The following is a 25,188-nucleotide window of genomic DNA, read 5'->3' as shown; positions in this document are numbered from 1 at the left end:
CGGTTCACGAAACGGTCGTGGACGACGCGGCTCGGGACGACGCGGCTCGGGCGTCGAGCAGGCGGGCCAGATCGGCGAGCACCGGATGGTGCGTGAGGTCTTTCAGGGACACCGTGCGGTCGAGCCGGATGGCGAGCTGGAGCGCTGTCAGCGAGGTGCCGCCGCCGTCGTCGAAGAAGTGGGCGTGCCGACCGATCCGGTGCTGCGGGATGCCGAGCACCGCGGCCCAGGCGGCGGCCAGGCGCTCCTCGGTCGGTGTACGCGGTGGTTCGCCGGTGTCCGACGCCGCAGCGACGGAGGTGTCGTGGGGTCCGGTGTGGTCGAGTTCCCCGGCGAGCGATGCCAGGGCCTTGCGGTCGACCTTGCCGTTGCCGGTCAGCGGAAGGTGATCGCGCCAGTGGAAGGTCGAGGGGACCATGTAGGCGGGCAGGTCCCTGCTCAGGTGCTCTCGCACGGTGTTGTCATCAGGCCGGTGCTCACCGCAGCAGAAGGCCACCAGGCGCCCGCCCCGATCGTTCTGTGTGACCGCGACCGCGCCGGCGCGCACGCCGGGCACCTTCAGAAGGGCGTTCTCGACCTCCTCGATTTCGACGCGGAATCCGCGGACCTTGACCTGGCTGTCCCGGCGGCCGAGGAACTCCAGCTTGCCGTCGGGCAGCCAGCGGCCGTAGTCGCCGCTTCGGTAGAGCCGGTCGCCGGTGCGGTAGGGGTCGGTCGTGAAGGACTGGCGCGTGCGCTCGGGATCGTTGACGTAGCCGCGGCCGACGCAGACTCCGGCGAAGACGATCTCGCCGGGTGCGCCGAGCGGCACCAGTGACAGGTTGTCGTCGACGACGCTGACCCGCACGTTGTTCACTGGACGGCCGAGCGGGATCCGGTCGGTGTCCGGCGCCTGGTCCATGACTTCGTGGTTGGTGTCGTCCGACGTCTCGGTGAGCCCGTAGGCGTTGACGAGCCTGATCCCCGGCTGGACGCGGAACCAGCGCTCCACGAGGTCCTTCTTCAGGGCCTCGCCGGTGACCGACACGCACCGCAGGTCCGGCAGCTCGCGCGGGCACTTCTCCAGCGAGGACAGCACGGCGTCGAGGTAGGAGGGCACGGCCTGCAGGACGCTGACGCGGCCGTCGGCGATCGTCTCGAGGTATCGCGGGACGTCCTCGATCACCTCTTGGGGAACCAGCAGTGTCCGACCGCCGGCCACGAGCGCCGCCAGCAACTGCCACAGGGAGATGTCGAAGCACTGAGGCGCCGTCTGGGCGACGACCTGGCCCTCACCGATCCGCAGGTCGTCGATCTTGGCGCGGATGTGGTTGAGCATCCCGGCGTGTTCGCACATCGCGCCTTTGGGCTCACCGGTGGAGCCGGAGGTGAAGAAGATGTAGGCGAGCTGGTCCAGGGACACGTCAACGTCCAGGTCACCAGCCGCGTCCGTCGCGCCGTAGACCGCCTCGACCAGCAGGGTCCGCACCCCGGGCAGTGCGTCCGCGGCTCGCGAGAGGGTAGTGGTGCTGCCGGGCTCGGTCAGCACCAGCCGGCACCCGGCACGCGAGAGCATGGTCGCGATGCGGTCGGCGGGGAAGTGCGGCTCGACGGGCAGGTAGACACACCCGGCCTTGAAGACTCCGAGGACGGCGGCCGCCCAGTCCACGTTGCGTTCCGTCACCACCGCGACGACGTCCTCGCGTCCCGCCCCCAGCCCGAGAAGGGCCCGAGCCACGTCGTTGGCACGCTCGTTGAGCTCGGTGTACGTCCACTGCCGGGTCCCGTGCACGATGGCCACGCTGTTCGGGTGGTCCCGTACACGCTGCTCGAACAGGGCGTGGACACAGCGCTGCGGAAGCCTTCGCCGCGGCCCGGCGAGTCCGTCGAGCTGGAGGCGAACCTCCTCGGCCGACAGCAGGCTCTGCTGCCCGTGCGGGGCGGCGGGATCGGCGGCCATCAAGGAGAGGGCGGTCAGGTGGTAGCCCACGATGCGCGCGGCGCACGGGGCGTCCACTGCGTCGCGTCGGTACCGCAGCCGCAGGGTGTGTCCGCTGTCGCTCCACGTGAACATGGCCTGCCACACGGTGCCGGCGGGGAGCTCGCGGAGCCCAGCAGCCGTTGCGGCATCGGCCTCGCGGTCGGCCGGGAACGCGGCGAACGAGGCTTCGCTCAGGGGACCGGGCAGCTGCAACTCGCGCTCGAGGTCCTCGACCGGGGCTCGCTTGTGCGCCAGCAGGTCCGTTTCGGCACGCCGGGCTTCCCGTACGAGTCCCCTCCAGTGGGGGTGATCCGTCGTCAGCCTGCACGGCAGCGGCCGGGCGCCCGGCTCGGCGATGTAGCCGGTCGTGACGTCGTACTCGCCGGACAGGGCGGCCAGTACCTTCGCGTGCGCCGCCAGCAGGACCGAGCTGAGCGGCACGGCCATGTCGTCGGCCAACCTGCGCGCTGCTGCCATGAGGTCCGGGGGGATCGGCACCTCGTGCCATGCCACGCCCGGCACCGGGGTGAGCGTCCAGCGCGGAACGGTGGTGAACCCGCCGCGGGTCAGGACGGACCGCCAGAACTCCTCGTCCCCGGGCTGGAGCACAGGGGCGTCGGATGCGAGGGTCATCGGCTGCTCCTTCCCGTGTCGTGGCCCCGCTCCAGTTCGCGGGCCGGATTCCCGCCCCATCGGGAGTTCTGCGGAACCACCTCTCCCTTCATGAGGAAGGAATCCGCGGCGAGCACCGCCCCGTCGCCCAGCGTCACGCCGTAGTGGACCAGGGCACCGACACCGATCGTGCAGCCGCGACCGAGCGTGGTGCTCTCGGACTTGAACGTGCCGTCCTCCTGCGAGTGGCACTGGATGACGCTTCCCGCGTTCAGGACGCACGCGTCGCCGATGGTCACCATCGGCCGCTCGGTCACGTAGCAACCGTCGTCGAACACCCGGTGCCCGATCCGGACGCCCAGGAGCCGCCAGATCACGTTCTTGAACGGAGTGCCGTTGAACAAGCGCAGATACGTCTCGGACGGCACCTTCCAGTACCGCTCACGCCACCAGAACCGGGGATCATAGATCGAGCAGTACAGGGCACCTGGACGGCGCGCCGCGGTGACGAGACGCTCGACCAGCACGAAGTACACCGCGGTGAAGACGACGACGAGTACATCGGCGAGTGCGATGGCAGGCGCGCCCAGCCGGGCGTAGGTGTCGACCGCCCCGGCGGCGAGCAGGGCGGCACACGTGAGGTAGATCCACCGCGCCAGCAGGAACCACCCCATGGTGGCCGCGTTGTGCCTGTTCTTCGCCGCGAGGCCACGGCGCAGCTCTTCTCCGCTCCTGAACCGGTCGAACCGGCTGTCACGCAGGACCGTCCTGGGGATCTCGAAGCTGGGTGAGCCCAGCAGCCCCACCGCTTCCCGGATTTCTCCGTCGACAGGCACCATGACCTTCGTCGCCAGAAGGCAGTTGTCACCAGTGCGTGCCCGCGCCGGATAGGCGATCCGGTTCCCCAGGAAGCTGTGCGCCCCGATCGAGGCCCGGGACACCTGGAAAGCGGTGCTGGAGAAGTCGGCGTTCACGATCGACAAGCCGTCGGCGACCATCGTTCCGCTGCCGACGGAACTCATGAACGGCGTCTCGTGCCTGACTTCCGTGCCGAAATTCGACCCCGTCTGCTCGATGTGGGAGAAGTCGTAGCCGATGGCGCGCAGATAGTGGACGATGCAGGAACTGTCACCGAACAGACGGGTGAGGTTTCGCCTGTTGGTGAGCCGCGAAACGGCTCGGTGGACGGAGTGGCGCCATCCGTACAGCGGGTAGTCCCGGCCCGGTGCGACAGCGTGACGGAGCACACGGGGAAGAGCACTGACGAGCAGCAGGCCGATGATCACGCCGCCGAGGACGAGCACGGCGGCGACCACTGCCACATCCCGGTAGAAGGTGCCGTTGGTCAGGACCGCCGGGCCCGGCTCGATGACGGTGCGGAGTTGCGGAATCGTGATCAGCAGCATGATGCTGCCGCCGATCGCGAGCGGCACGTACACAACGAAGGCGGTCGCCAGTTGCCGTGCGCTGTGCAGGGCTCTGCGCAGGGTGGCGTGCGGCATCTCGCCCACGACCTGGAAGTCGACCTCGGTCCGCTGTGCGGGGGACCCGTGCCAGCGCTCGCCCTCCGGCACCGCCTGCCCGCTGTGCAGCGAGGAGGCATGGCCGAGCTGGGCTCCGTCGCCCAGCGCTGTCCGGATGTCGATCACCGTGGCTTCGCTGACCAGCACCGACTTCCCGATCGTGACCGGCCCCGGCTCGATCACGCCCGCTCGGGCGCGGTAGCAGGGGAAATACGAGTCCTTGCGGATGACGGTGCCCTCACCGATGGTGAGCAGGTCGGTGCAGACCGGCACGTTGCGGGAGAGGATGACGACACCTCGGCCGATGTCGGCGCCCAGTGCCCGTAGATAGAACACGTACAGGGGCGAGCCGACGAACAACGTCAGCGGGTTCGTACGGATCAGTGTCCTCACGACCCAGAAGCGGACGTATCCCAGGGACCATATCCGGATCTGCCGCGGCTTCCACCGGCCGAGGAGGGTCCACTTCACCACGATCGGAAGGGCGCACGCCCCCACGAAGACGGCACCGCCGAACAGCACCGACCGCACATACGCATCGAGCAGGCCCGACCTGGCGGAGATCCACTCGTACCCCCAGGCGGTGGCCATCGCCAGGAGGTAGGTGTAGCCGAGGAAGGCGAGGGCCTGAAGGATTCCGCACAGGACGTAGTCCGCCGTTCCGGCTGTGTCACCGAGCCCGGCGCCCGTGGTCTGCGGCTCCCGGGCCGGAGCCCGGGTCGGCGCGGGGGGTGTGGGCGTGGTGCCGGACACCGCTGCCGCCAGACCTCGGATCGTGGGGTGTTGGTAGATCTCCTTCATCGACACCGAGGGCAGGTCCGCCCTCTTGCGCAGCCGCGCGCAGAAATGCGCCATCACCAGGGAATCGGCACCCAGATCGTCGAAGAAGTGGCTGTCGACCCGCACCTGCTCCATGCCCACGACCTCGGCCAGCGCCCGCGCGAAAGCCTGCTCCATGTCCTCGGCGACGAGCGGTTCGGCCGGCTCTCCCTGTCGGGTTGCCTGGAGAGGCGGGGAAGGCCCCGCATCGGCCGGTGCTTCGTCGACGGCGGCCTGACCCCCTGGCCGGCTGTTGCCTGCTGCGCTTCCGCGTTCGCCTGACGCGAGCTTCAATTCTGACCCCATGCCTTTTATACGAGTCACACGCGCTGGCGTATTGGATGTTCGTGACTTTTTCTCACATTTCGGGCACACGTCTCGTCCAGCAGAAGGAACGGGGAGGGTGAAGAAGGTCCGCGCCGCCGCCCCCGCGAGTCGAAAGCCCCCGGCTGACCTGCTCGGCGGCAACTGAGCTCGGCCGTTCACCACCGCAGTGGCGCCCACCCCCCTACGCCTGGTGCGAGGTGTCGAAGTGGGCCGTGGCGAGCACCTTGCCGTCGGACGACGTCAACCGGGCCCCGGTCAGCGCCGAGGGGTCGACGGGGGCCGGGCCGCCCCAGTAGCCGTAGCCGTCGTGCAGGGTGAAGCTGCCGACCCGGACCGAGGTGCCGTCATGGCGCTCCAGCTGGAGGGAGACCGCCCCGCTGTACGGAATGCCGGCGTCGGCGAGGTCGACGGTCATGTAGACCCAGCCCGGCGAACCGGGATGGGCGAAGACCTCACCCGTCGACTGGCTGACCCGCGGGGACGTCAGCCCCGCCCAGAGCATGCGCGCTCCCGCCTCGGCGGGGTGCGAAGGCCCGGTCGTGACGCCCTCGATCGCCGTGCCGACCGCCCAGCCCCCGAACCCGAAGGCGAGAGCGAACGCGGCCATGGCAGAGGCGGCCTTCAGCCGGACCCTTCCCCGCAGGCGCCGGCGCGGGAAGCCGGACGCACGGACCTGCGGACGCCCCTCGCGCGCCGACGCGCCCTGCGTCAGCGCCTCGGCCACCCGGGTCTCGAACCCGACCGGCGGCTCACCGCACGGCAGCAGCCCGATCAGCCGGTCACCGACGAGGGTCAGCTCCTCGACGTACTCCCGGCAGTCCGCGCACCGGTCCAGATGAGCGACCGCCCCGGCCCGCTCACGCGCGGGCAGCACGCCGAGAGCCAGCTCGGGACCGTCCTCCCGCAGCTGCTCGCAGGTCACCTCACTGCACATGGTCGCCTCACTTCGGAGACGCGAGGGTGGTGCGCAGCTTTCCCATCGCCGCCCCGATGCGCGTCTTGGCGGTGCCCAGCGGGATCTTCTCCCAGTCGGCGATCTGCTGGGCCGTCATTCCGTAGATGCCCGCCATCACCAGGGCACGGCCCTGTTCGCGCGGGAGTTCCGCCACGGCCGCCCGCAGCCGGGACGACGCCTCGTCGGCGAGGGCTCGCCGCTCGGGCGTCTCGCTGACGACGTCCAGCATGGCGTCCGGATCCTCGGGCGCCACCGGCTCCGGCCGCCGGGAACGGGCGGCGTCGATGGCAAGGTTGTGGGCGATGGTCGTCAGCCAGGTCATCACCGACCCGCGGCGCGAGTCATAGATCCGCGCATGACGCCACGCCCGCTCGAACGCCTGCTGGGCGATGTCCTCAGCGAGCTGCGGAGCCCCGGTGACGGCGATCGCGACACCGAAGACCCGGTGCTGGAACCTCCGTACGAAGCCGATGGCGAGCTCCGGATCACCGGTGGCCGGCCCGGACAGCAGAGCCTCGTCCGGGAGACGGCCCACGGAGAACCGAAACCCATGCACATCAGTACATACGGCCCGCAGTCGCCACGGGATTGCACGGCCGCCACCCCGCACTCCCCACGGGTCGCCGGACCGGCACCCGAGAAAGTCGCGACCGAGGTGACCGCCTACCTGCTGTGTCGGCTGCAGGCAGCTTCCGAGGTCCCGCGGAGGACAAGATGCGGGTCGTGGACGAGCTGACCAGGGCTGGCACCGGCGCCTCGGTCCGGGTGCCGCCGCGGGCCGTGTGAGCCGTCAGTGCTGTCGCCGGCGTCACCGCGCATGGTTCAGGGCGGGCCCGTGGGGGCATGGTTCGCGGGCGCATGGTTCGCGGTGGGGCATGGTTCACGGCCGGCGCGTCGTTCACGGCGGGCGCGTCGTTCGCGGGCGGCGCGTCGTTCGCGGTCGGCGCGTGCGCGGGCGGAGCGCAGCCAGCGCCACCACTGGCCGTCACAAAATGATCACTGCTCCTCCACACCTCTCCCGCGAGTCGCACCCCAGGCGCTACCGTCGTCGCTTCTGACTCGTCCTGGGGGGACACATGGCCAACCCGTACATACCGCCGCCACCGCCTGCTCCGCCTGTCCGTCCGGCCCCGAAGTGGGCACGGAAGCGGTTCGTGCTGCCCGCGATCGGCTTCGCCTTCTTCCTCGGTATCGGCGCCGGTGCCGACGGGCAGAACGGCAACAGCGTCAAGTCCGCGGCCAGTGAGCCGCGGCCGACCGCAACCGTCACTGCGACGGCCACGGAGACAGCCACCGCGACGCCTGCGCCGAGGCCGACGCCGACTGTGACGAAGACGGTGCAGGTGAAGGTGAAGGTCACCGTCACCGCGCAGGCAACGTCCGGCAGCAGCTCCGGGTCCGGCAGTGATAGCGGTAGCGACAGCCAGAGCGCTTCGGATACCTGTTCGATCGTCTCGAACTCGGGAAACTGCTATTCCGCCGGCCAGTTCTGCCGCAACAGCGACCACGGAGCATCGACGACGGACGCCAGCGGTACGAGCATCACCTGCGCACCGAGCGGCAGCAGGTGGCGCTGGACCTACTCCTGACCGGTGGCAGCAGACCGCACGGCCGCATTCGGCCCCGGGCTGCCTCAACGGCGACGCTCACCAGGAGGCCCGCACGCCAACTGATAACGATCTTGGCGTACACCTTGTGTGACACCTCGCCGTCCTTAGCCTACGGACATGGCATTTCTCTCAAGCCGCCGCAGAAGGGCACGTCTGGCGCCGGAGCTCGACGACGAGCCCCTGCGCCGACTTCTGAAGTCCCTTCTGGCGACCACCAAGACCGGCACGATCGCGACGACGGACCTGTGCATAGCGCAGATGTCCCGCGTCATGAACCAGGACACGGACGACTGGGACCGCCGTACCCACCGCCTATCTGTCCTGGCGGAGTACCTGTCCGCGTCGCACCTGCCGTCGGCCTGGGCCACGCGTGAGCCCCGCAACGCGAGCGCGCTCGTGCTGCACGCATGGACGCGGCTCGTACAAGGCCGCTCCCAGGGGCGCCTGGAGGACGCGGCCAAGGTCACCGAGAGCTGCTTCCGGGCCGCCGAGTTCGCACCGGAAGACCCCACTCCCTGGGTGGTGTTGCTGGGAGTGTCCCGCCTTGAGCATTGGGAGCAGCAGCAGGTGTTCGCCGTGTGGAACGAGGTGCTGGAACGCGACCGCTGGAACCGCGAGGCATACCTGAGCATGCTGCGCTATCTCAGCCCCGAGGAAGCGGGCTCACGCATGCAAGTGCTGGAGTTCGTCGACGCCCTGTGCGCCCGCATGCCCGCAAACGCGCCCTGCGCGGCAACGGAACTCACCGCCCAGGTCCTGCAGTACCACGCCGTCCTCGCGCGAGGCGGAATCGAAGCGCTGGTGGCGCGCAACCACTGGTCCCACGGGGCTGCGGCTCAGGCTCTCGACCGTGCGGCGCACACCTGGGTCCAGCCGGCGTTCTTCCGCCATGCCGCGGCCCTTGCCGACCTGAACCTCCTTGCCTACGCGCTGACGGCGGCCGACCGATGGCAGGAGGCCCGTCCGGTCTTCGAGGCACTCCGTGGCACGGTCACCGGCTGGCCCTGGCACACCGGCGGCGACCCGCTGACCCAGTTCGAGCAGGCACAGAGCAGGGCCGCCGCGTGACCGAGCCCTCCCCGGGCCACCATCGGTCGGGGCAACTGCTCTCCCCGGCACGCGCGGCGGCCGCGGCCACCCACTTCCCCGACGGCGGCCAGGTAGCCCCACAACGAGTCGATCTGCACGGTCCTGCGCGGGTCGAGGTCTGACCCCGGACGGACACCCCCTATCCGACGTAGGGGTTGCCGCCGAGCCACGTGGTGCCGTCGATCAGTTCTCGGACCGCGTCCAAGTGGCCGCTGTGGCAGGCGACTTCGGTGACCACGTGGATCAGGATGTGCCGCACGTCAGGCAGTCGCCAGGTCGGCCAGATCTCCACGGGCCAGGCGGCGGGCTCCTGTTCGGGCGTGGCGGCGGCGAGCACCGCGTCCGCGAGCGCGATGGCCGCCCGGTAGTCGGCGAAGACCTCCTCGACACTCATCCCCTCGGGTACGTACCAGTGCGTCTCCGTGCCCGCCGTGAGCTGTCCAGCCACATCCGGCTCGCCCGCGATCACCCCCTGGAACCAGAAGCGTTCGACATCCAGGGTGAGGTGGCGCAGCAATGCCAGGCAGCTCCAGCCGCTGGGCAGCACCGGCCGCCGCAGATCGTCCGCCGAGAGCCCTTCGAGGATTCCGAGGACGTGTTCGCGCTGGCGGTCCAAAGCGCCCTTGAGGGCGTCGAGTTCGGCGTTCACCGGGCGGCGCACAGTTCGGCGAGGCGTTCCAGGGTGCTCGCCACTTGCGTCTGCCACCAGGCGCGCCCGCTGTCCACTTCCACGCGTTTGTCCTCCGGCAGACGCGAACCGTCGAAGATCTCGGTCACGACCGTCGCCCCGGCTCCGTGCGGGACCAGGTCGAAGATCCACCGGTGGCCCCACACGGCCCCGGGCCTGGAGGCGTCCGGGTGCCCGCGACCGGGTCTCGGCTCCCAGCCGATGCGGCGGTCCGGCTCGTACTCGACGACGTGGTTGTTCATCTCGTAGTCGCCATAGCGCTCGTAGTGCATCCGCATCACGAAGACGTCACCGACGCCCGAGATTACGGCACCGCAGACGCCACCACGTAGCATCCCCGAGCCGTCGAGGTCCGGGTGCCGTCCGGGGTCCGCCAGGATCCGGAAGATCTCCCCCGCCGGGGCCCCGATGCGCCGGGACACCGCCACCACGGGCTCGCCTGTCGTACCCGTCATCCCCGCGCCTCCGTCAACCGCAGAGCATGAGCCTGACTACCGGCCTGGACATTACACCGGGGGTACGACAACGCCTGGCCGAGCACGTGCCAACCCACCTTCCCGGTCAGAGCACCGGACGACCGGACGCGGGGGCCGCGTGCGCCGACGGCTCACGAGGCAGCGGATGATGCGGCGGCGACGCCGCCCCCTGGCGGGCCTGCCGCGGGCCGTGAGATCGTCCGCAGGTGACCGATGCTGCTGGTGATGAGATGACCTCGACACGACCGGACGACCGCATCGCGTCCGCTCTGCGCTTCGCTGCGGAACTCGTCGCATGGGTGGCCACACCCTGGGCTCTGGCCGGCCGATCCTGGCCGCTTGCCGCCCTGTCCGTGGTGGCCTTGATCGGCCTTCCCACGCTCTTCGCCACTCCGGGGGACAAGGCCCACGTGATCATCGCGGCGCCGGGCTGGGCGACGATCCTGTTGGTGCTGCTCCAGCTTGTCGCGGCCGTGGTCTCCTCGTGGCTGGCCTGGCCCGCCTGGGTTGCGGTCCCCGTGACCCTGTTGGCTGCCGCCACCCTCGTCACGGAGCGTCGACGCTGGCGGTGGCTGACTTCCGCGGATCGACTCGCCGGCTGAAGCGCTCCCCCGCCAACTGGCGCGCATCTGGTTCGCCATGGTTTGCAGCCCGTTTTCAGCGGCGCAGCGCCTCGAAGGCGCGCCGTGCGCCGGTTCCGATCGCGAGGTCGATGTCCGGCGCCAGGCCGGCCCGGCGGTCGGACCGGGTGAGCGCGGCCATCGCCACCTGGTCACCGGATTCGGCCTCCACCACGCCGATCTCATGCCGCAGGTGAAGGAAGGTGCCCGTCTTGCCGCTCATCCGGAGTGTGTCCGCGCGCAGTTCGCTCGCCAGCCGCTGCGTGAAAACCTGTAGTCCCATCAGCCGGCGCAGTTCGGCGGTCGCCTCGGGATGGGCGATCCCGTCCCGCCACACGCGCTCCAGCAGATCGACGAGTGCTGTGGCGGTGCCGACGTTGGCGTAGGCCGGATCCAGTGTCTCGATGGTGTGCCGCCCCGAGCGGTCGTCGCGGACGGCCAGTTCCAAGGCGAGTGAGAAATCGTTGCCGGCGGCACCCGCAGCGCACTCGTACATCCTGTTCAGCCGATGCCGCACCCGGATGCCCGAACACCCCCATGCGCGCAGACGGGCGTCGACGTCCTCGATCGGAACCAGATCGAACACTGCGTCAGCGCTCGCGTTGTCGCTCACCGAGAGCATCATCAGGAGCAGGTCGCCGACGGCCACGGTGGCCGGGTACCGGAACGCCGCGAGACCCGTGGCTCCGACGCTGCTGGTGGCCGGGTCGACGACGACCGGCCGTGCCGGATCGAGTTCCCCGGTCGCGATCCGGTCCAGCGCGACGAGGGCGAGCGGGACCTTGACCACCGAGGCGAGCGGCACCGGTTCATCGACGTCGAAGCCGAGCTGCTCGCCGGTGTCGATCCGCCGGGCGAGGAAGGACCCGCGGACACCAAGGGCCGCCCAGTCCGCGGCGATCGCCTCGGCGACGTCGAGGAGGTCACCGTCGTCGGCGACACAGGCAGGGCGGTACTGCGGGCGGGCCCTCATCCGCGCGCCGCCAGTCGCGGCGAAGCATCCTCGCCCCCGGCCACGGACGGTGCCGTGTGCGGCCCGGTCGTGGCACCGACCGCGGCTGCCAGCAGCGGCACCAGCCAGTCCGGCACGGGCACCCCGCCACGCTGACGTGGTCCGGCGCCCGGGTCGTATCCCCGGTGCAGCGAGGTGTCGCCCAGCGGCGCCCAACGTGCCCCGTGACGCCGCGCGAACGCCTCGGTACACAGCAGCGTCACCCTCCCGGCGAGGGTCTCGGCGAGCGCGGTCGCCACCGGTCCGGCCGGACGCACCAGACCTTCCGGGAGCCCGGCCCTCGCGGCCGCCCGACACAGCCGGTCCTCCGCGTAAGGGAGTCGGTCCTCTGCCATGGTGAGGATCGGAACCACGGACCGCTGCTTGTGCGTCGCGTCGCGGCCGCGGCGAGGCCGCAGGTCCTCCAGGTGGAGCGTGCGCGGACGAGGCCGCTGCCGGGCCTCGGCCGCGCCGTCGTACATCTCGTCGGGCGCGTCCGGCGCCGACGCGAGGCCGAGCGGCACACGGAGCGCGGCGCTCTCCGGGGGAACGCGCAGCAACGCGTACGCCAGCGATCCGTCGGCCAGACGGGCCTCCCGTTCCTGTGGCGGCAGCTCGTGCACGCGCAGCGTGGTGCCGTGCTCGGCGCCGGCACGGATGATGCGCGCCAGCGCCGCCGGGCCGCAGTCCCCCGGGACTCCGACGGCACATACCGCCGACTGCCGGACCGATCGCGCGACGTGCCGCAGCCGCTGGGCGCGGTCCAGTACGTCCTGGGCGTACGGCAGGAGGAGTACGCCGAACTCGGTGGTCGCCACCTGCCGCCGCGAACGATCGAACAGCAGGCTGCCGAAGTGCGTCTCCAACGTCTTGATACGCCGGCTCAGCAGGGGCTGGGCAATCCCGAGCCGATCGGCCGCCCGCGAGAAGCTCGCCTCCTCGACGGCCGCGACGTACGCCTCGAGATGCGCCAACAGATCCACGCTGCAGTCATATCAATAAGTAATGCAGCCCTGAAAGTTCCCTCTTGGACATGAATGGCCTTCCGCTGCTTCGCTGGCCCCGTCGAAGCTTCGAGGAATCGACGACGGACCCACCAGGAGAACTCTGCGCATGACCAAAGGCACCCCTCTGCCGCGGCGCGGCCTGTTCAAGGCCGGCGTCGCCGTTTCCACAGCCGTACTCCTGCCCGCCGTGACGGCGTCGGCCGCATCGGCGACGGAGCGCGCCGGACTGCGCGGCCCCGAAGGCGAGTTGCGTGATCTCGAGCAGCGGTACGCCGCCCGCCTCGGCGTGTACGCCCGGAACGTCCGCACCGGGCAGGTCGTGGCCCACCGGGCGCAGGAGCGGTTCGCGATGTGCTCGACGTTCAAGGCGTTCACCGCGGCGGCGATCCTGCGCGACGACGATCGCTGCTCGCCGTTGGACGAGGTGATCCACTACCCACCGGCGGACCTGCTGCCCAACTCTCCGATCTCCGGACAGCACGTCGACACCGGCATGACGGTGGGCGACCTGTGCGCGGCCGCCATCCAGTACAGCGACAACACGGCCGGGAACCTCCTGCTGCGCCAGATCGGCGGGCCGGCCGGCCTCACCCGGTTCTTCCGCTCGGTCGGCGATCCGGTGAGCCGGCTCGACCGCTGGGAAACCGCCCTGAACACCGCCGTCCCCGGCGACCTGCGCGACACCACCACACCGGAGGCGATCGGCAGGAGCTTCGAAGGGCTGACGCTGGGCAGGGCACTGGGCGACACCGATCGCCGGCAACTCGTCACCTGGCTCGAGGGCAACACCACCAGCGGCGAGCGGTTCCGCGCCGGGCTGCCGCGGGACTGGGTCGTCGCGGACAAGACGGGCACAGGTGACTACGCGACCGCCAACGACATCGGCGTGGCCTGGACGAGGAGGAACACGCCGATCGTGCTGGCCGTGCTGTCGTCGAAGGCCACACAGGACGCCCCGGTCGACAACACGCTGATCGCCTCAGCGGCCCGCATTCTGGCGCGCACCCTCGCCACGGGCGAGTGACGTACTGCCCCGCTCCCAACGGTTCAGGGCGCGACGGTCGCCCCGATGCGGGGGCGCCATGCGGCAGTTACTCTGTTACGACCTGAACGAACTCACCACGGTGCACGCTTCGCGGTGCCGGCGTCCGACGTCCCCACCGCGGCCGCCGGCACCGCTCCTCAGGGCCGGCACCTCACGATGCCGAAGGCAAACTGTCCGTCAGCGTGTCGGGAACGAGATGGCCTAGGAGGCTGACGCGGAGGCCGAGGTGCTCGGCGGCGGAGGCAGGGGCACGGTCGGGGTGGGAGTCGGGCTCGGCGTGGCGGTCGGGGTGGCCGTGGGGGTTGGCGTGGGCGTAGGAGTCGGCGTGGGGGTCGGCGTCGGCGTGGGCAGACCGCTGCCGTTCAGCACCGCCTCGATGTAGTTGTTCAGGGCTGTCACGAAGGCGGCGACCGCCGCAGACACCTGGTCGGCGTCGCCGGAGCCGATCGCCTGCACAAGGTCGTCGATCGCCTTCTGCAAGGCGGCCAGCGCATCGCTCGCCGGATCCGCGGCCACAGCCGCCGACGTCTGTGCCCGGAGCTGGGCGAGGGCGTCCTGCGCGGCGCTGCCGAGCCTCCTGGCCTCGGCGGCGGGCAGTCGGCCGTTGTCGGCCTCCAGTACGGCGTTCGCAAGGTCGGCGACCGGGGCGAGCCGGGGGTCACGAAGGCTCTTGAGCTGTGCGAGAAGCGCGTCCGCGCCGGCGACGGGTGTGCGCGGAGAAGCCGCGTGGCTGCGCTCGCCGGCCGAGTCGCCCGCCACTGCCACGGGGCCGGCGATGCCGACCAGGAAGGCGGCGCAGAGCACAGTGCAAGCGGTACGTCGTGTGGGCAGACCGAACATGGGTGTTCCTTTCGGTGAACGTCGGATCTTGAGCCCACCGTGTAAGAACTCGTGTCCCTGTGCAACCGATCGGTCACCCAGCGCATTCACCAGCGGTCCCGTCATCGCCGCATCGTGCCTGATGAGGTGGCCGGACAAGCCCCCTCACCGCGCGGACCTGTTCGGCGGAACGGCGCCGGCCACCCCTCCCAAGTCACGACTCCATCGAGGCTGCTGTTTCACGCCCGAGCGTCCGCAGCGATACGGCCAGACTTAGACGCCGACGGTCCGGACCGGTCCGGTTCGGTCCGGACCGGACCGGACCGGACCGGATCGGACCAGACCGGATCGGACCTGACCGCAGTGGGGCCGTGCCCCCGGATGGAGGCTACGGGGATGCGAGCAGGGCGGGCCTGGACGCCGGGTGCACGGCCAGTGGGTTCAGGCGCCGGCGGCGGTGACGACCGCGTCCGTGGCGAAGCCGAGGAGAAGACCCAGCAGGATGCACCAGGTGGTGAGGGTCTTGAGGCCGGTCCTGCGGGCGACGGCCAGCAGTTCGATGACCACGTAGAGGATCGACCCGGCGGCAAGGCCGAGGAAGGCGATCGACAGGGTGTCGTCGACCAGGTGCTGACCGACGAGTGTGCCGAGGAAGGTGGGGCCGCCGCCGATCAGGCCGAGCCACAGCAAGGTGGGCCATGAGGGGCGTTCGTCCTCGGCGGCCAGGGGGGCGACGATGCCGAAGCCCTCGGTGGCGTTGTGCAGGCCGAACCCGATGATCAGCAGGAGCGCGAGGGAGAGTTCGCCCTTGGCGGCGGAGTTGCCGATGGCCAGGCCCTCGGCGAAGTTGTGCAGGCCGATGCCGGTGGCGATCATCAGCGCGAGGGAGCCGGCCTGGCTGCGTGTCCTGGGTGCCAGTTCGGCAGTGGCGGCGGCACCGGGCCCCGCGGGCCGTGCGGCGGCGGTCCGGCGGCGGGTGATCCAGGCGTCGTAGTGCACGAGCCCGGCGAGTCCGATCGTCAGGCCCGCGGCCAGGGTGGCGCCCCCGGACGCGACCGTTGCCCACTCGTGCTTGCCCAGCGCCTCGTCGACCGGTTCCCAGGCATGGGTGAGCACATCCCACACGAGGAAGGTCAGGATGCCGATGGCCACGGCGTTCAGGGCCGCCTTGAGACGGGGGGTGGGGGTGCGCAGGCGGCCGATCGGGAGGCCGAGGTAGATGGTGAAGCCTGCGATCGCGCCGAGCAGGGCGATGTTCGCGCTGGACATGGGGAAGCTCCGGTCTGACGTGCGGGGACGCGCTGAACATAAGTCAGGCGAGCCTTACCTAACAACTCCCGGAGGCCGACTTCAAAGAAGCTTGGCGATGTCATTACCGAGTGGTGCGGCAGGCTGTTCGCACCCTCCCCCCGCCGGTACCAACACAGGGTGATCCTCAACGAAGTAAGCGGGATTTCGGTGGTTTCACCTAATCTCCTTGGCGATATGATGGAGCCGTGGGACTGGATCACACCTCGCTGACCACCCTCGCCGCCCTCGGCGACGATCTGCGCCGCCGCATGTTCGAGTTCATCCGGCAGGAGCGGCGCCCGGTCACGCGCGAGGAGGTGGCCGACAGCGTCGGGATCTCCCGCAAGCTGGCCGCGTTCCACCTGGACAAGATGGTGGCGGTCGGCCTGCTCCACGCCCACTACGAATCCCCCATCGACATCCGCAAGGTCGGCCGCAGGCCCAAGGTCTACGAGCCGGTGGCCGATGCCGTCTCGGTGAGCATCCCCGAGCGTCGCTACGGAATGCTCGCCGACGTCCTGACCGAGGCCGTCCTGACGGAGACCGAGGCCGAATCCGCCCGTGACGCCGCGCTCCGCGTGGCATACCGGCGTGGGGAGACCCTGGGCGGCGCCGAACGCACACGGACTCGCCCCGGACGGCTCGGCGCCGAGCGGGGGCTGAGCCTGGCCGCCGACACACTCGAGGAGTTCGGGTACGAGCCGGAGCGTGCCGCTCCCGCCCTGTTGCGGCTGCGCAACTGCCCCTTCCACCCCCTGGCGGCCAAGGCTCCGGAACTGGTCTGTGCCGTCAACCAGGCTTTCCTGGCCGGCTATCTGCACGGTCTGGGAAGCGACAAGACCACAGCGGTGCTCGCCCCGCGACCCGACGCCTGTTGCGTCGAACTGCGCGCGGACGGCGTGTCAGACGGCCCGTCGGCACCGGGAACCGCCTGCGCGCGGTGAGCCGGCGGCAGGACGGCCTGCGCCCGGAGCATCCTTCGTCGATGCCGTGTGGCTGTCCGTCGTCGGCCGGGGGACCCGACGCCGGGTCCGGCCGGGGAGGCACCCCCCGTACGTGCTCACGGGAGCATCTCATGATTACGAAGAGTCATATGCGCCGGGCTTCGGCTCCCGCGGAACCGGCAGTGCGGCACACCGTCACAGCGAGGTCATCCGCGTCCGACTTCGGACTCCTGCTCATCAGGCTGACCTTCGGACTGCTGATGGCCGGGCACGGCGCCCAGAAACTGTTCGGGCTCTTCGGCGGCAAGGGCCTGACCGCGACCGGGCAGGGGTTCTCCACCCTCGGTTACCGCCCGGGAAAGGTCTTCGCCACGATCTGCGGTCTGTCCGAGTTCCTCGGCGGCCTCGGTCTGGCCGTGGGGTTGCTCACCCCGCTCGCGGCCGCCGCCCTCATCGGCGTGATGATCAATGCCATGGCGACCGTGACCGGCGCCCACGGCCTGTGGGAGACCGACGGCGGCGTGGAGTACAGCGTCTGCATCGCCGTCGTCGCCCTGGCCGTCGCCGCCATCGGCCCCGGGCGGCTGGCCATCGACCGGCTCTTCCGCTGGGGTGCGGGCGGCTGGGCCGAGGGTGCCTTCGCCCTGGGCCTGGGCGGAATCGCTGCCGCCATCACGCTCAGCCTCTGAGTCTCCGGGCAGCCGTCACCTGCAACCCGCGAGCGGAAGCTCGAGTCCGGTCCGCGGGTGGCGGCGTCAGCCCCGACCACGCCGTCCGACGCGCGCTCCGACCAGCTGGAACCTCGACGCCTCCGCACACCGGCCGTTCGCGCGCGCAGAAAGCTGACGGGGTCGATGGCGGCATCGGTGGCGATCGGTGAGGAGCCGCAGGCCCCGCTGCCCTGCAGTCCGTATGCGCACAGACGTTCCTCTCACCTCACGCGGTCTGGGTGTCTTGACGACCTGGCCTCAATAAGACCAAGATTTGTTGGTGAAATAGGAGGTGTCGCGATGACCAGTGAGTCCCAGCTTCCGGCGAAGCGTCCGGTCAGCGCTTCGCTCGCCGGCCCGTACGGCCATCCGTTCCACCCGATCCTGGTCACGGTGCCGATCGGTGCCTGGGTGGCCAGCCTGGCGTTCGACGTCGCCTCTCACGTCGTCGACCGTCCGGGATTCCTGACCCAGGGCTCGGAGTGGTTGATCGGGGTGGGGGTGATCGGGGCGCTACTGGCGGCCATGGTCGGGTTCCTCGACCTGTTCGCGATCCCCGCCGGCACCCGGGCCTTTCGCACCGCCCTGATCCACATGACGCTGAACCTGCTGGTGACCGCGGCCTACGCCGTCAACTTCCTGTGGCGGCACGGCGACTACACAGACGGCGGGAGTGTCGGCCTCGGCCGGCTCGTCCTGTCCGCGGTCAGCCTCGCGGTCCTGGGGGTCTCGGGATTTCTGGGGGGCAAGCTCGCCTACCGCTACGGCGTACGGGTTGCCGACGAGAGCACCCAGGCCGAGGGATATACGGCCGGCCGCAGCAGGCGGGACGTCGGCTCCCGCGTCTGACCCTGCCCGCGCGCCCTGGGCGCCGACCGGTCCTCCGACCTCATCGTCCCTTCACCATCAGGGAGTTCTCCATGGACATCGCCGCGCTCATCGCTTGGGTGGTCACCGCCCTCGGCGGCTTCTACATGCTCGGTACCTGGATCCAACGGGGCGGAGTCCGGCAGCAGCAGTCCGGCGCCAGCCGCCTGCCCGCACCGGTGATCTTCGGGCACTTCGCCCTGGCCGCGATCGGACTGGTGGTGTGGATCATCTATGTCGTGGCCGACAAGAGCGCCCTGGCCTGGACCGCCTTCGGTCTGCTCCTGCCGGTCGCCCTGCTGGGGTTCGTGATGCTGGCCCGCTGGATCCCCGTCTACCGCGACCGCGCCACGGCTACGGCCACACCAGCGGCCGCAACCGCTCAAGGAGCCGACGGGGCGGTCCCCGCCGAACGGCACTTCCCACTGCCGGTGGTGCTGGCACACGGCCTGCTCGCCGTGGTCACCCTCGTCCTGGTCCTGCTCACCGCCCTCGGTATCGGCGGCAGCTGACATGACCGACCTCGTCTCCCACGTCACCTCCCGAATACACCCCCACGACCAGGAAGAAGCGGCACCCGCAGAGCGCGCTCTGCGGGTGGTCCACGAACCCGGCGGTATCGACCTGGCCGCCGCGGAAGAGGCGGCCGGCCAGTTCCTCAAGGCCCTCGGTGTCTCCACCGCTTCGGAGAGCCTGCGCGGCACGCCCGGCCGGATGGCCCGCGCGTATGCCGAACTGTTCAGCCCCCGCCCCTTCGACCTGACCACCTTCCCCAACGACGAGGGCTACGACGAACTCGTCCTGGCACGCCGCATCCCCGTCCGGTCGGTGTGCGAGCACCATCTGCTGCCGTTCGTCGGCACCGCGCACGTCGGCTACCTGCCCGGCGGCCGGATTCTCGGCCTGTCCAAGCTGGCCCGTGTCGTGGAGCACTTCGCGTGCCGCCCACAGGTCCAGGAACGCCTCACCAAGCAGGTCGCCGACTGGCTGCAGACCCACCTGGAACCCAAGGGCGTCGGTGTGGTGATCGAGGCCGAGCACACCTGCATGACCCTGCGCGGCGTCCAGGCCACCGGCTCCAGCACCATGACCTCGACCTTGCTCGGGCTGCTGCGTTCCGACGCCCGCTCCCGAAGCGAATTCCTCGCCCTGACCGGGGTTGCCTCGTGACGTCCCCCGACACGTGACGTCGCCTGATACGCGACGTCTCCCGATACGCGATGTCTCCGGATATGCCGCGTCTCCGGATATGCGGCTCAGTCGCCCCCGCTCGGTCGTGCGCTGGGGCCGGCGCCGCCCCACCCACCATGAGGTACCGGTGTTGCCCCGATCTGCTCCGGCCTCTCCCCCCACGGCCCGGAAGTGTCGGCCGGCCATCGTGACCGATCAGGATTCGAGAAGCGCCGGTCACCGAGGCCCGCCTAAGGTGACCTCCACGGATTCCAGCATTCCTTCGAGGATTGCGACGACGTAGGACCTACGGCGGGATGCATTGGTCACGGTCGGCCCCGCCGATCGGCCCGGCACAGGGATGGCCGGCCGTTACGCTCGAAGCCGGTCTGATCGAGCCAGGCGATCCCCACGGAGACCGCGAAGGCGGCCCGCCCGACAGATGGAGACACCATGAGCATGGCCACGAGGACGGACACGCAGTCGCCTGCGCCGCACGTCGCCGACAGCCACGATCTGATCCGCGTGCACGGCGCGCGCGAGAACAATCTGAAGGACGTCAGCGTCGAGATACCGAAGCGCCGGCTGACGGTGTTCACCGGCGTCTCCGGCTCGGGCAAGAGCTCTCTGGTGTTCGACACGATCGCCGCCGAGTCGCAGCGGCTGATCAACGAGACCTACAGCGCCTTCGTGCAGGGCTTCATGCCGACGCTTGCCCGGCCCGACGTCGACGTCCTCGACGGGCTGACCACCGCGATCATCGTCGACCAGCAGCGCATGGGTGCCGACCCCCGCTCCACGGTCGGCACCGCGACCGACGCCAACGCGATGCTGCGCATCCTCTTCAGCCGGCTCGGGCAGCCGCACATCGGCTCGCCCCAGGCGTTCTCCTTCAACGTCGCCTCGATCAGCGGGGCGGGCGCGGTCACCATCGAGCGCGGCGGGAAGACCGTGAAGGAGCGGCGCGACTTCCAGATCACCGGCGGCATGTGCCCGCGCTGCGAAGGGCGGGGCACGGTCACCGACATCGACCTCACCCAGCTCTACGACGAGACCAAGTCGCTCGCCGAGGGTGCGCTCACGATCCCCGGCTACAACGCGGGCGGCTGGAACATGCGGCTCTACAAGGACTCGGGTCTCCTCGACCCGGACAAGCCGATCCGCGACTACACCGAGACGGAGCTGCACGACTTCCTCCACCACGAGCCGACCAGGATGAAGATCAGCGGCATCAACATGACCTATGAGGGGCTGATCCTTCGGGTCCAGAAGTCGTTCCTCGCCAAGGACCGGGAGGCGATGCAGCCGCACATCCGGGCGTTCGTGGACCGGGCGGTCACCTTCACCGCCTGCCCCGACTGCGGTGGCACCCGCCTGAGCGAGGCGGCCCGGTCGTCGAGGATCAAGGGGATCAACATCGCCGACGCCTGTGCGATGCAGATCAGCGACCTGGCGGAGTGGGTCCGCGGCCTGGGCGAGCCGTCGGTGGCCCCGCTGCTCGCGAAGCTGCAGCACACGCTCGACTCGTTCGCGGAGATCGGCCTCGGCTATCTCTCGCTCGACCGGCCGTCGGGCACGCTGTCGGGCGGCGAGGCGCAGCGCGTCAAGATGATCCGCCACCTCGGCTCCCCACTCACCGACGTGACCTACGTCTTCGACGAGCCCACCACAGGCCTGCACCCCCATGACATCCAGCGGATGAACAACCTGCTGCTGCGGCTGCGGGACAAGGGCAACACCGTGCTCGTCGTGGAGCACAAGCCGGAGGTGATCGCGATCGCCGACCACGTCGTCGACCTCGGGCCGGGCGCCGGTACGGCGGGCGGCTCCGTCTGCTTCGAGGGCACCGTCGAGGGCCTGCGTGCCGGCGGCACCATCACGGGCCGCCATTTCGACGACCGGGCCGCGCTCAAGGACACGGTGCGCAAGCCCACCGGCACTCTGGAGATCCGCGGCGCGACGACGCACAACCTGCAGGGCGTCGACGTCGACGTCCCCCTCGGGGTGCTGGTGGTCGTCACCGGCGTCGCCGGCTCCGGCAAGAGCTCCCTCGTCCACGGGTCGATCCCCGCCGGCGCGGGTGTGGTGTCGATCGACCAGAGCGCGATCCGCGGCTCCCGGCGGAGCAACCCGGCGACGTACACGGGACTCCTCGACCCGATCCGCAAGGCGTTCGCCAAAGCCAACGGTGTGAAGCCAGCACTGTTCAGCGCCAACTCCGAGGGCGCCTGCCCCACCTGCAACGGCGCCGGCGTCATCTACACCGACCTGGCGATGATGGCCGGTGTCGCCACCACCTGCGAGGAGTGCGAGGGGAAGCGGTTCCAGGCATCGGTGCTGGAGTATCACCTCGGCGGCCGCGACATCAGCGAGGTGCTCGCGATGCCGGTGGCCGAGGCCGAGGAGTTCTTCGGCGCAGGCGAGGCGCGGACGCCGGCCGCGCACGCCATCCTGCACCGGCTCGCCGACGTCGGGCTCGGCTACCTCACCCTCGGCCAGCCCCTCACCACCCTGTCCGGCGGCGAGCGGCAGCGGCTCAAGCTGGCCACCCACATGGCCGAGAAGGGCGGCGTCTACGTGCTCGACGAGCCGACCGCCGGCCTGCACCTCGCCGACGTCGAGCAGCTGCTCGGGCTGCTCGACCGGCTCGTCGACTCCGGCAAGTCGGTCATCGTCGTCGAGCACCACCAGGCCGTCATGGCGCACGCCGACTGGATCATCGACCTCGGCCCCGGCGCCGGCCACGACGGCGGCCGCATCGTCTTCGAGGGCACCCCCGCCGACCTCGTCGCCGCCCGCTCCACGCTCACCGGCGAGCACCTCGCGGACTACGTCGGCCACTGAGCGGGGCGCTCGCGGACACCGGGAGACGGACTCTCTCTCCTCCTTTCACATCTGCCCGGCTGTCACCGATCCCGCGAGTTCGCGATCGCACAGACGCCTCTGGCCGCCGCACGGGCACCACCTGCCCGACCTTCCCGGCGGCGGCCAGTGCGGCGTTCTTTCGCCGACGCCGCGCGTGTCCGCCTCGGACCGAGCCGTGCGGGGAACGCATCGGCGACATCGCACGGCCACGAGTTCGTAACGAAGCGTTGACAGGTGCGGCTCCAGGGGAGCAATCTCATCCCGCAATCACTTGCCAAAACGATTGGGCACAGCATGGGCAGGCGGGTCGGGATCAAAGATGTGGCGGCGGCCGCCGGGGTCTCGGTCACGACCGTCTCCCACATCCTGAACGAGGTCGAAGGCAAGCGGATCAATCCCGAGACCCGGCAGCGCGTTGTCGAGACGGCCCGCAGGCTGGGGTACGCGCCCAACGGCCTGGCGCGGGGGCTGCGGCTGAAGCGGTCGAACACCGTCGGCTTCGTCAGTGACCAGATCGCCACCACCCCGCACGCCGGGCGGATCATTCTCGGGGCGCAGGACGCCGCCGCGGAGCACGGCCTGCTGCTGCTCATGCTGAACACCGGCGGCGACCCGGAACTGGAGCGCAAGGAGATCGACCTGCTGCTGCAGCGCCAGGTCGACGGAGTGCTGTACGCGTCGATGTACCACCGGGTCGTCGAGGTGCCGGAGCGGCTTCGCACGGTGCCCACCGTGCTGCTGGACGCACGCTCGGACGATCTGTCCGTGCCCTCGGTGGTGCCCGACGAGGTCCAGGGCGGCTACACGGCGGTGCGTGAACTGGTGCGCCATGGCCATCGCCGGATCGGCTTCGTCACCAACGTCGACGACATCCCGGCCACCCACGGACGCCTCGAGGGATACCGGCGCGCCCTCGCCGAAGCCGGCATCACCCATGACCCGCAGCTGGTGGTGGCCGAGACCTCCGACGCCGCGGGCGGCTACCGCGCGGCGCTTGCGCTGCTGAGGGCGACACCGCGGCCCACCGCGCTGTTCTGCTTCGCCGACCGGATGGCGATGGGCGCCTACCACGCCGCCGCCGAACTGGGGCTGTCGATCCCCGCGGACCTGTCGGTGATCGGCTTCGACGACCAGGAGCTGATCTGTGACGGCTTGTTCCCCGGGCTGACCACCGTCGCCCTGCCGCACTACGAGATGGGGGCGCGCGCAGTCGCGCAACTGCTGGCGCTCACGGGTGCACCCGGCCAGGAGCCTGGTCCGGTCACTCAAGAGATGCTGCCCTGCCCGCTGGTGGCACGGGCATCGGTCGCTTCGCCGCCCCGACTCTGACCCCGGAGACGGCGAAGCACCACCGATACAGGCGGCCGCGTCACCGGCCGCCGGCACGGTCTGGCAGGACCGTGCCCTTTGAAAATGGAGGACCCCAGTGAACCCAGTGAAATCGAGAACCAGGCGCCTCGCTGTGGCGAGTCTAGCCGCTGTGACCGCGACGGTGCTCGTCGCCGGCTGCGGCGGTACCGGCGGCGCCGGCTCGTCGGGCGCCGACGGCAACACACTGACCCTGTGGACGCACAACGCCGGCAACGCCGCCGAGTACAGGGTCGTCCAGCAGGTCGTCAAGGACTTCAACGCGAGCCAGAACACCTACAAGGTCAAGATCCAGGCGTTCCCTCAGGGTTCCTACAACGGCTCGGTGGTGGCGGCGGCCTCCGCCAAGAAGCTGCCGTGCCTCCTCGACGTCGACGGGCCCAACGTGCCGAACTGGGCCTGGGGCGGCTACCTCGCTCCGCTGGACCTGTCCAAGGGGCAGGTCGCCGTGTCGGACCAGCTGCCCAGCACGGTCGGCACGTATCAGGGCAAGACGTATGCGTTCGGCTTCTACGACGTGGCGCTGACGATGTTCGCGCGCAAGTCGGTGCTGACGAAGTACGGCATACGGATCCCGACTCTCGACAAGCCGTGGACCAAGGGCGAGTTCATGGCAGCACTGGCCAAACTGAAGGCGAGCGGGAAGTTCGCCTATCCGCTGGATCTGCAGACGGGAGGCACCGGTGAGTGGTGGCCGTACGCCTTCTCCCCGTTCCTGCAGAGCTTCGGCGCAGACCTGATCGACCGCTCGGGCTACAAGACTGCGAAGGGCGCGCTGAACGGCGACAAGGCCATCGAGTGGGGCAAGTGGTTCCGTTCGCTGGTCACGGACAAGTACACACCGCAGAAGTCGGGGACCAGCCCCAACGACGACTTCCTCAACGGCAGGAGCGCCATCGAGTGGGACGGCAGCTGGGACGCCGCGACCAACGTCCAGAAGCTCGGCGACGACCTGTTGATGCTGCCGCCCCCCGACTTCGGCGACGGGCCGAAGATCGGCGGAGCGTCCTGGCAGTGGGGTATGAGCTCGACCTGCTCCAACAAGGCGGGCGCTGAGGCATATCTGAACTTCTCCCGGCAGACGAAATACTTCGTGGACTTCGCCAAGGCCACCGGCACCATCCCCGCCACCGACGCGGCAGCGGAACAGGTGAAGGGCTACGAGTCGGGCGGGCGGTTCAACTTCCTGGTGAAGGAAGCCCAGAAATTCGCACTGGTCCGGCCTGTCACCCCGGCCTACCCGTACATCTCCACGGTCTTCGAGAAGACCGCACGGGACATCCTGGCCGGCGCCGACGTCAAGGGCGCCCTCGACCAGGCGGTCAACCAGATCGACAACAACCTGTCGACCAACCGCTACACGAACGGCAACTGACCGCGTCCGCCCGTCCCGGCGGACGTGGCTCCTCCTCTCCGCCTCCGCCGGGGCACGT

Annotated in this window: 22 protein-coding genes; 12 read left to right on the top strand and 10 right to left on the bottom strand. The window is 70.1% G+C overall.

Going from position 1 to position 25,188, the window contains the following annotated elements; all coding sequences use genetic code 11:
* Window positions 1–4: 4 nt before the first annotated feature.
* The 4 genes from ACIRC0_RS33465 to ACIRC0_RS33450 form a co-directional block, all read right to left on the bottom strand.
* Window positions 5–2,593, bottom strand: a complete 2,589-nt coding sequence (locus tag ACIRC0_RS33465; RefSeq protein WP_403623890.1) for an amino acid adenylation domain-containing protein — start codon at window positions 2,591–2,593, stop codon at window positions 5–7.
* The gene (locus ACIRC0_RS33460; protein ID WP_403623887.1) at window positions 2,590–5,052 is read right to left on the bottom strand and encodes a Pls/PosA family non-ribosomal peptide synthetase; all 2,463 of its coding nucleotides are present in this window, start codon (window positions 5,050–5,052) and stop codon (window positions 2,590–2,592) included. Before ACIRC0_RS33460 ends, ACIRC0_RS33465 begins: the two co-directional genes overlap by 4 nt.
* Window positions 5,053–5,422: 370 nt before the next feature.
* Window positions 5,423–6,175: an anti-sigma factor family protein gene (locus tag ACIRC0_RS33455; RefSeq protein ID WP_403623884.1), complete on the bottom strand. Its 753-nt coding sequence runs from the start codon at window positions 6,173–6,175 to the stop codon at window positions 5,423–5,425.
* Window positions 6,176–6,182: 7 nt separating this feature from the next.
* Window positions 6,183–6,752, bottom strand: a complete 570-nt coding sequence (locus ACIRC0_RS33450) for an RNA polymerase sigma factor (RefSeq protein WP_403623881.1) — start codon at window positions 6,750–6,752, stop codon at window positions 6,183–6,185.
* Between the two features lie 520 nt (window positions 6,753–7,272).
* On the opposite strand from ACIRC0_RS33450, the gene ACIRC0_RS33445 reads away from it, so the two are divergent.
* Window positions 7,273–7,785, top strand: coding sequence for a hypothetical protein (locus tag ACIRC0_RS33445; protein WP_403623879.1), 513 nt, complete (start codon window positions 7,273–7,275; stop codon window positions 7,783–7,785).
* A 138-nt stretch (window positions 7,786–7,923) separates the two neighbouring features.
* Window positions 7,924–8,874, top strand: coding sequence for a hypothetical protein (locus tag ACIRC0_RS33440; RefSeq protein WP_403623876.1), 951 nt, complete (start codon window positions 7,924–7,926; stop codon window positions 8,872–8,874).
* 160 nt (window positions 8,875–9,034) lie between these two features.
* Here the strand turns inward: ACIRC0_RS33440 and ACIRC0_RS33435 are convergent, their stop codons facing one another.
* Together ACIRC0_RS33435 and ACIRC0_RS33430 are read right to left on the bottom strand one after the other, a co-directional pair.
* Window positions 9,035–9,544: a DinB family protein gene (locus ACIRC0_RS33435; RefSeq protein WP_403623873.1), complete on the bottom strand. Its 510-nt coding sequence runs from the start codon at window positions 9,542–9,544 to the stop codon at window positions 9,035–9,037.
* Window positions 9,541–10,038, bottom strand: coding sequence for a hypothetical protein (locus ACIRC0_RS33430; RefSeq protein ID WP_403623870.1), 498 nt, complete (start codon window positions 10,036–10,038; stop codon window positions 9,541–9,543). The genes ACIRC0_RS33435 and ACIRC0_RS33430 overlap by 4 nt, the downstream gene beginning before the upstream one ends.
* Window positions 10,039–10,289: 251 nt before the next feature.
* On the opposite strand from ACIRC0_RS33430, the gene ACIRC0_RS33425 reads away from it, so the two are divergent.
* Entirely contained in the window at window positions 10,290–10,661 is a 372-nt protein-coding gene (locus tag ACIRC0_RS33425; RefSeq protein ID WP_403623867.1) for a hypothetical protein, read from the top strand.
* A 55-nt stretch (window positions 10,662–10,716) separates the two neighbouring features.
* Here the strand turns inward: ACIRC0_RS33425 and ACIRC0_RS33420 are convergent, their stop codons facing one another.
* Together ACIRC0_RS33420 and ACIRC0_RS33415 are read right to left on the bottom strand one after the other, a co-directional pair.
* Complete coding sequence (locus tag ACIRC0_RS33420; RefSeq protein WP_403623864.1) at window positions 10,717–11,652, bottom strand: serine hydrolase; 936 nt, start codon at window positions 11,650–11,652, stop codon at window positions 10,717–10,719.
* Complete coding sequence (locus ACIRC0_RS33415; RefSeq protein ID WP_403623861.1) at window positions 11,649–12,653, bottom strand: LysR family transcriptional regulator; 1,005 nt, start codon at window positions 12,651–12,653, stop codon at window positions 11,649–11,651. Before ACIRC0_RS33415 ends, ACIRC0_RS33420 begins: the two co-directional genes overlap by 4 nt.
* Window positions 12,654–12,783: 130 nt before the next feature.
* On the opposite strand from ACIRC0_RS33415, the gene bla reads away from it, so the two are divergent.
* Window positions 12,784–13,701 (top strand): class A beta-lactamase, encoded by a 918-nt coding sequence (gene bla / locus ACIRC0_RS33410; RefSeq protein WP_403623859.1) that lies wholly within the window; start codon window positions 12,784–12,786, stop codon window positions 13,699–13,701.
* Between the two features lie 222 nt (window positions 13,702–13,923).
* Here the strand turns inward: bla and ACIRC0_RS33405 are convergent, their stop codons facing one another.
* The gene (locus ACIRC0_RS33405; RefSeq protein WP_403623856.1) at window positions 13,924–14,562 is read right to left on the bottom strand and encodes a hypothetical protein; all 639 of its coding nucleotides are present in this window, start codon (window positions 14,560–14,562) and stop codon (window positions 13,924–13,926) included.
* 420 nt (window positions 14,563–14,982) lie between these two features.
* Window positions 14,983–15,810: a ZIP family metal transporter gene (locus ACIRC0_RS33400; RefSeq protein WP_403623853.1), complete on the bottom strand. Its 828-nt coding sequence runs from the start codon at window positions 15,808–15,810 to the stop codon at window positions 14,983–14,985.
* Between the two features lie 227 nt (window positions 15,811–16,037).
* Here ACIRC0_RS33400 and ACIRC0_RS33395 point away from each other — a divergent pair, with 227 nt between their 5' ends.
* The 8 genes from ACIRC0_RS33395 to ACIRC0_RS33360 all read left to right on the top strand — a co-directional run bounded on the left by ACIRC0_RS33395 (window position 16,038) and on the right by ACIRC0_RS33360 (window position 25,130).
* The gene (locus tag ACIRC0_RS33395) at window positions 16,038–16,775 is read left to right on the top strand and encodes a helix-turn-helix transcriptional regulator (protein ID WP_403623850.1); all 738 of its coding nucleotides are present in this window, start codon (window positions 16,038–16,040) and stop codon (window positions 16,773–16,775) included.
* Window positions 16,776–16,924: 149 nt separating this feature from the next.
* Window positions 16,925–17,464, top strand: a complete 540-nt coding sequence (locus tag ACIRC0_RS33390; protein ID WP_403623963.1) for a DoxX family protein — start codon at window positions 16,925–16,927, stop codon at window positions 17,462–17,464.
* A 321-nt stretch (window positions 17,465–17,785) separates the two neighbouring features.
* Complete coding sequence (locus ACIRC0_RS33385; protein WP_403623847.1) at window positions 17,786–18,334, top strand: DUF2231 domain-containing protein; 549 nt, start codon at window positions 17,786–17,788, stop codon at window positions 18,332–18,334.
* A 71-nt stretch (window positions 18,335–18,405) separates the two neighbouring features.
* Entirely contained in the window at window positions 18,406–18,864 is a 459-nt protein-coding gene (locus ACIRC0_RS33380; RefSeq protein ID WP_403623844.1) for a hypothetical protein, read from the top strand.
* A 1-nt stretch (window position 18,865) separates the two neighbouring features.
* The gene (gene folE / locus ACIRC0_RS33375; RefSeq protein WP_403623841.1) at window positions 18,866–19,522 is read left to right on the top strand and encodes a GTP cyclohydrolase I FolE; all 657 of its coding nucleotides are present in this window, start codon (window positions 18,866–18,868) and stop codon (window positions 19,520–19,522) included.
* 453 nt (window positions 19,523–19,975) lie between these two features.
* Window positions 19,976–22,366, top strand: coding sequence for an ATP-binding cassette domain-containing protein (locus ACIRC0_RS33370; protein ID WP_403623838.1), 2,391 nt, complete (start codon window positions 19,976–19,978; stop codon window positions 22,364–22,366).
* A 315-nt stretch (window positions 22,367–22,681) separates the two neighbouring features.
* Window positions 22,682–23,716, top strand: a complete 1,035-nt coding sequence (locus ACIRC0_RS33365; RefSeq protein WP_403623835.1) for a LacI family DNA-binding transcriptional regulator — start codon at window positions 22,682–22,684, stop codon at window positions 23,714–23,716.
* Between the two features lie 151 nt (window positions 23,717–23,867).
* Window positions 23,868–25,130, top strand: a complete 1,263-nt coding sequence (locus ACIRC0_RS33360) for an extracellular solute-binding protein (protein ID WP_403623833.1) — start codon at window positions 23,868–23,870, stop codon at window positions 25,128–25,130.
* Window positions 25,131–25,188 lie beyond the last annotated feature (58 nt).

Source organism: Streptomyces sp. NPDC093984, from assembly GCF_044764595.1.
GTDB lineage: Bacteria > Actinomycetota > Actinomycetes > Streptomycetales > Streptomycetaceae > Streptomyces > Streptomyces cynarae.
This window is presented reverse-complemented; position numbering and strand designations above follow the sequence as displayed.

Bases quoted from the DNA above. Each gene is read 5' to 3' on its own strand.
- ACIRC0_RS33385 (WP_403623847.1), top strand. From the start codon at position 17,786: ATGACCAGTGAGTCCCAGCTTCCGGCGAAGCGTCCGGTCAGCGCTTCG.
- ACIRC0_RS33380 (WP_403623844.1), top strand. From the start codon at position 18,406: ATGGACATCGCCGCGCTCATCGCTTGGGTGGTCACCGCCCTCGGCGGC.
- folE (WP_403623841.1), top strand. From the start codon at position 18,866: ATGACCGACCTCGTCTCCCACGTCACCTCCCGAATACACCCCCACGAC.
- bla (WP_403623859.1), top strand. From the start codon at position 12,784: ATGACCAAAGGCACCCCTCTGCCGCGGCGCGGCCTGTTCAAGGCCGGC.
- ACIRC0_RS33405 (WP_403623856.1), bottom strand. From the start codon at position 14,562: ATGTTCGGTCTGCCCACACGACGTACCGCTTGCACTGTGCTCTGCGCC.
- ACIRC0_RS33460 (WP_403623887.1), bottom strand. From the start codon at position 5,052: ATGGAGCAGGCTTTCGCGCGGGCGCTGGCCGAGGTCGTGGGCATGGAG.
- ACIRC0_RS33425 (WP_403623867.1), top strand. From the start codon at position 10,290: ATGACCTCGACACGACCGGACGACCGCATCGCGTCCGCTCTGCGCTTC.
- ACIRC0_RS33365 (WP_403623835.1), top strand. From the start codon at position 22,682: ATGGGCAGGCGGGTCGGGATCAAAGATGTGGCGGCGGCCGCCGGGGTC.
- ACIRC0_RS33455 (WP_403623884.1), bottom strand. From the start codon at position 6,175: ATGTGCAGTGAGGTGACCTGCGAGCAGCTGCGGGAGGACGGTCCCGAG.
- ACIRC0_RS33370 (WP_403623838.1), top strand. From the start codon at position 19,976: ATGAGCATGGCCACGAGGACGGACACGCAGTCGCCTGCGCCGCACGTC.
- ACIRC0_RS33430 (WP_403623870.1), bottom strand. From the start codon at position 10,038: ATGACGGGTACGACAGGCGAGCCCGTGGTGGCGGTGTCCCGGCGCATC.
- ACIRC0_RS33445 (WP_403623879.1), top strand. From the start codon at position 7,273: ATGGCCAACCCGTACATACCGCCGCCACCGCCTGCTCCGCCTGTCCGT.
- ACIRC0_RS33400 (WP_403623853.1), bottom strand. From the start codon at position 15,810: ATGTCCAGCGCGAACATCGCCCTGCTCGGCGCGATCGCAGGCTTCACC.
- ACIRC0_RS33390 (WP_403623963.1), top strand. From the start codon at position 16,925: ATGCGCCGGGCTTCGGCTCCCGCGGAACCGGCAGTGCGGCACACCGTC.
- ACIRC0_RS33465 (WP_403623890.1), bottom strand. From the start codon at position 2,593: ATGACCCTCGCATCCGACGCCCCTGTGCTCCAGCCCGGGGACGAGGAG.
- ACIRC0_RS33420 (WP_403623864.1), bottom strand. From the start codon at position 11,652: ATGAGGGCCCGCCCGCAGTACCGCCCTGCCTGTGTCGCCGACGACGGT.
- ACIRC0_RS33440 (WP_403623876.1), top strand. From the start codon at position 7,924: ATGGCATTTCTCTCAAGCCGCCGCAGAAGGGCACGTCTGGCGCCGGAG.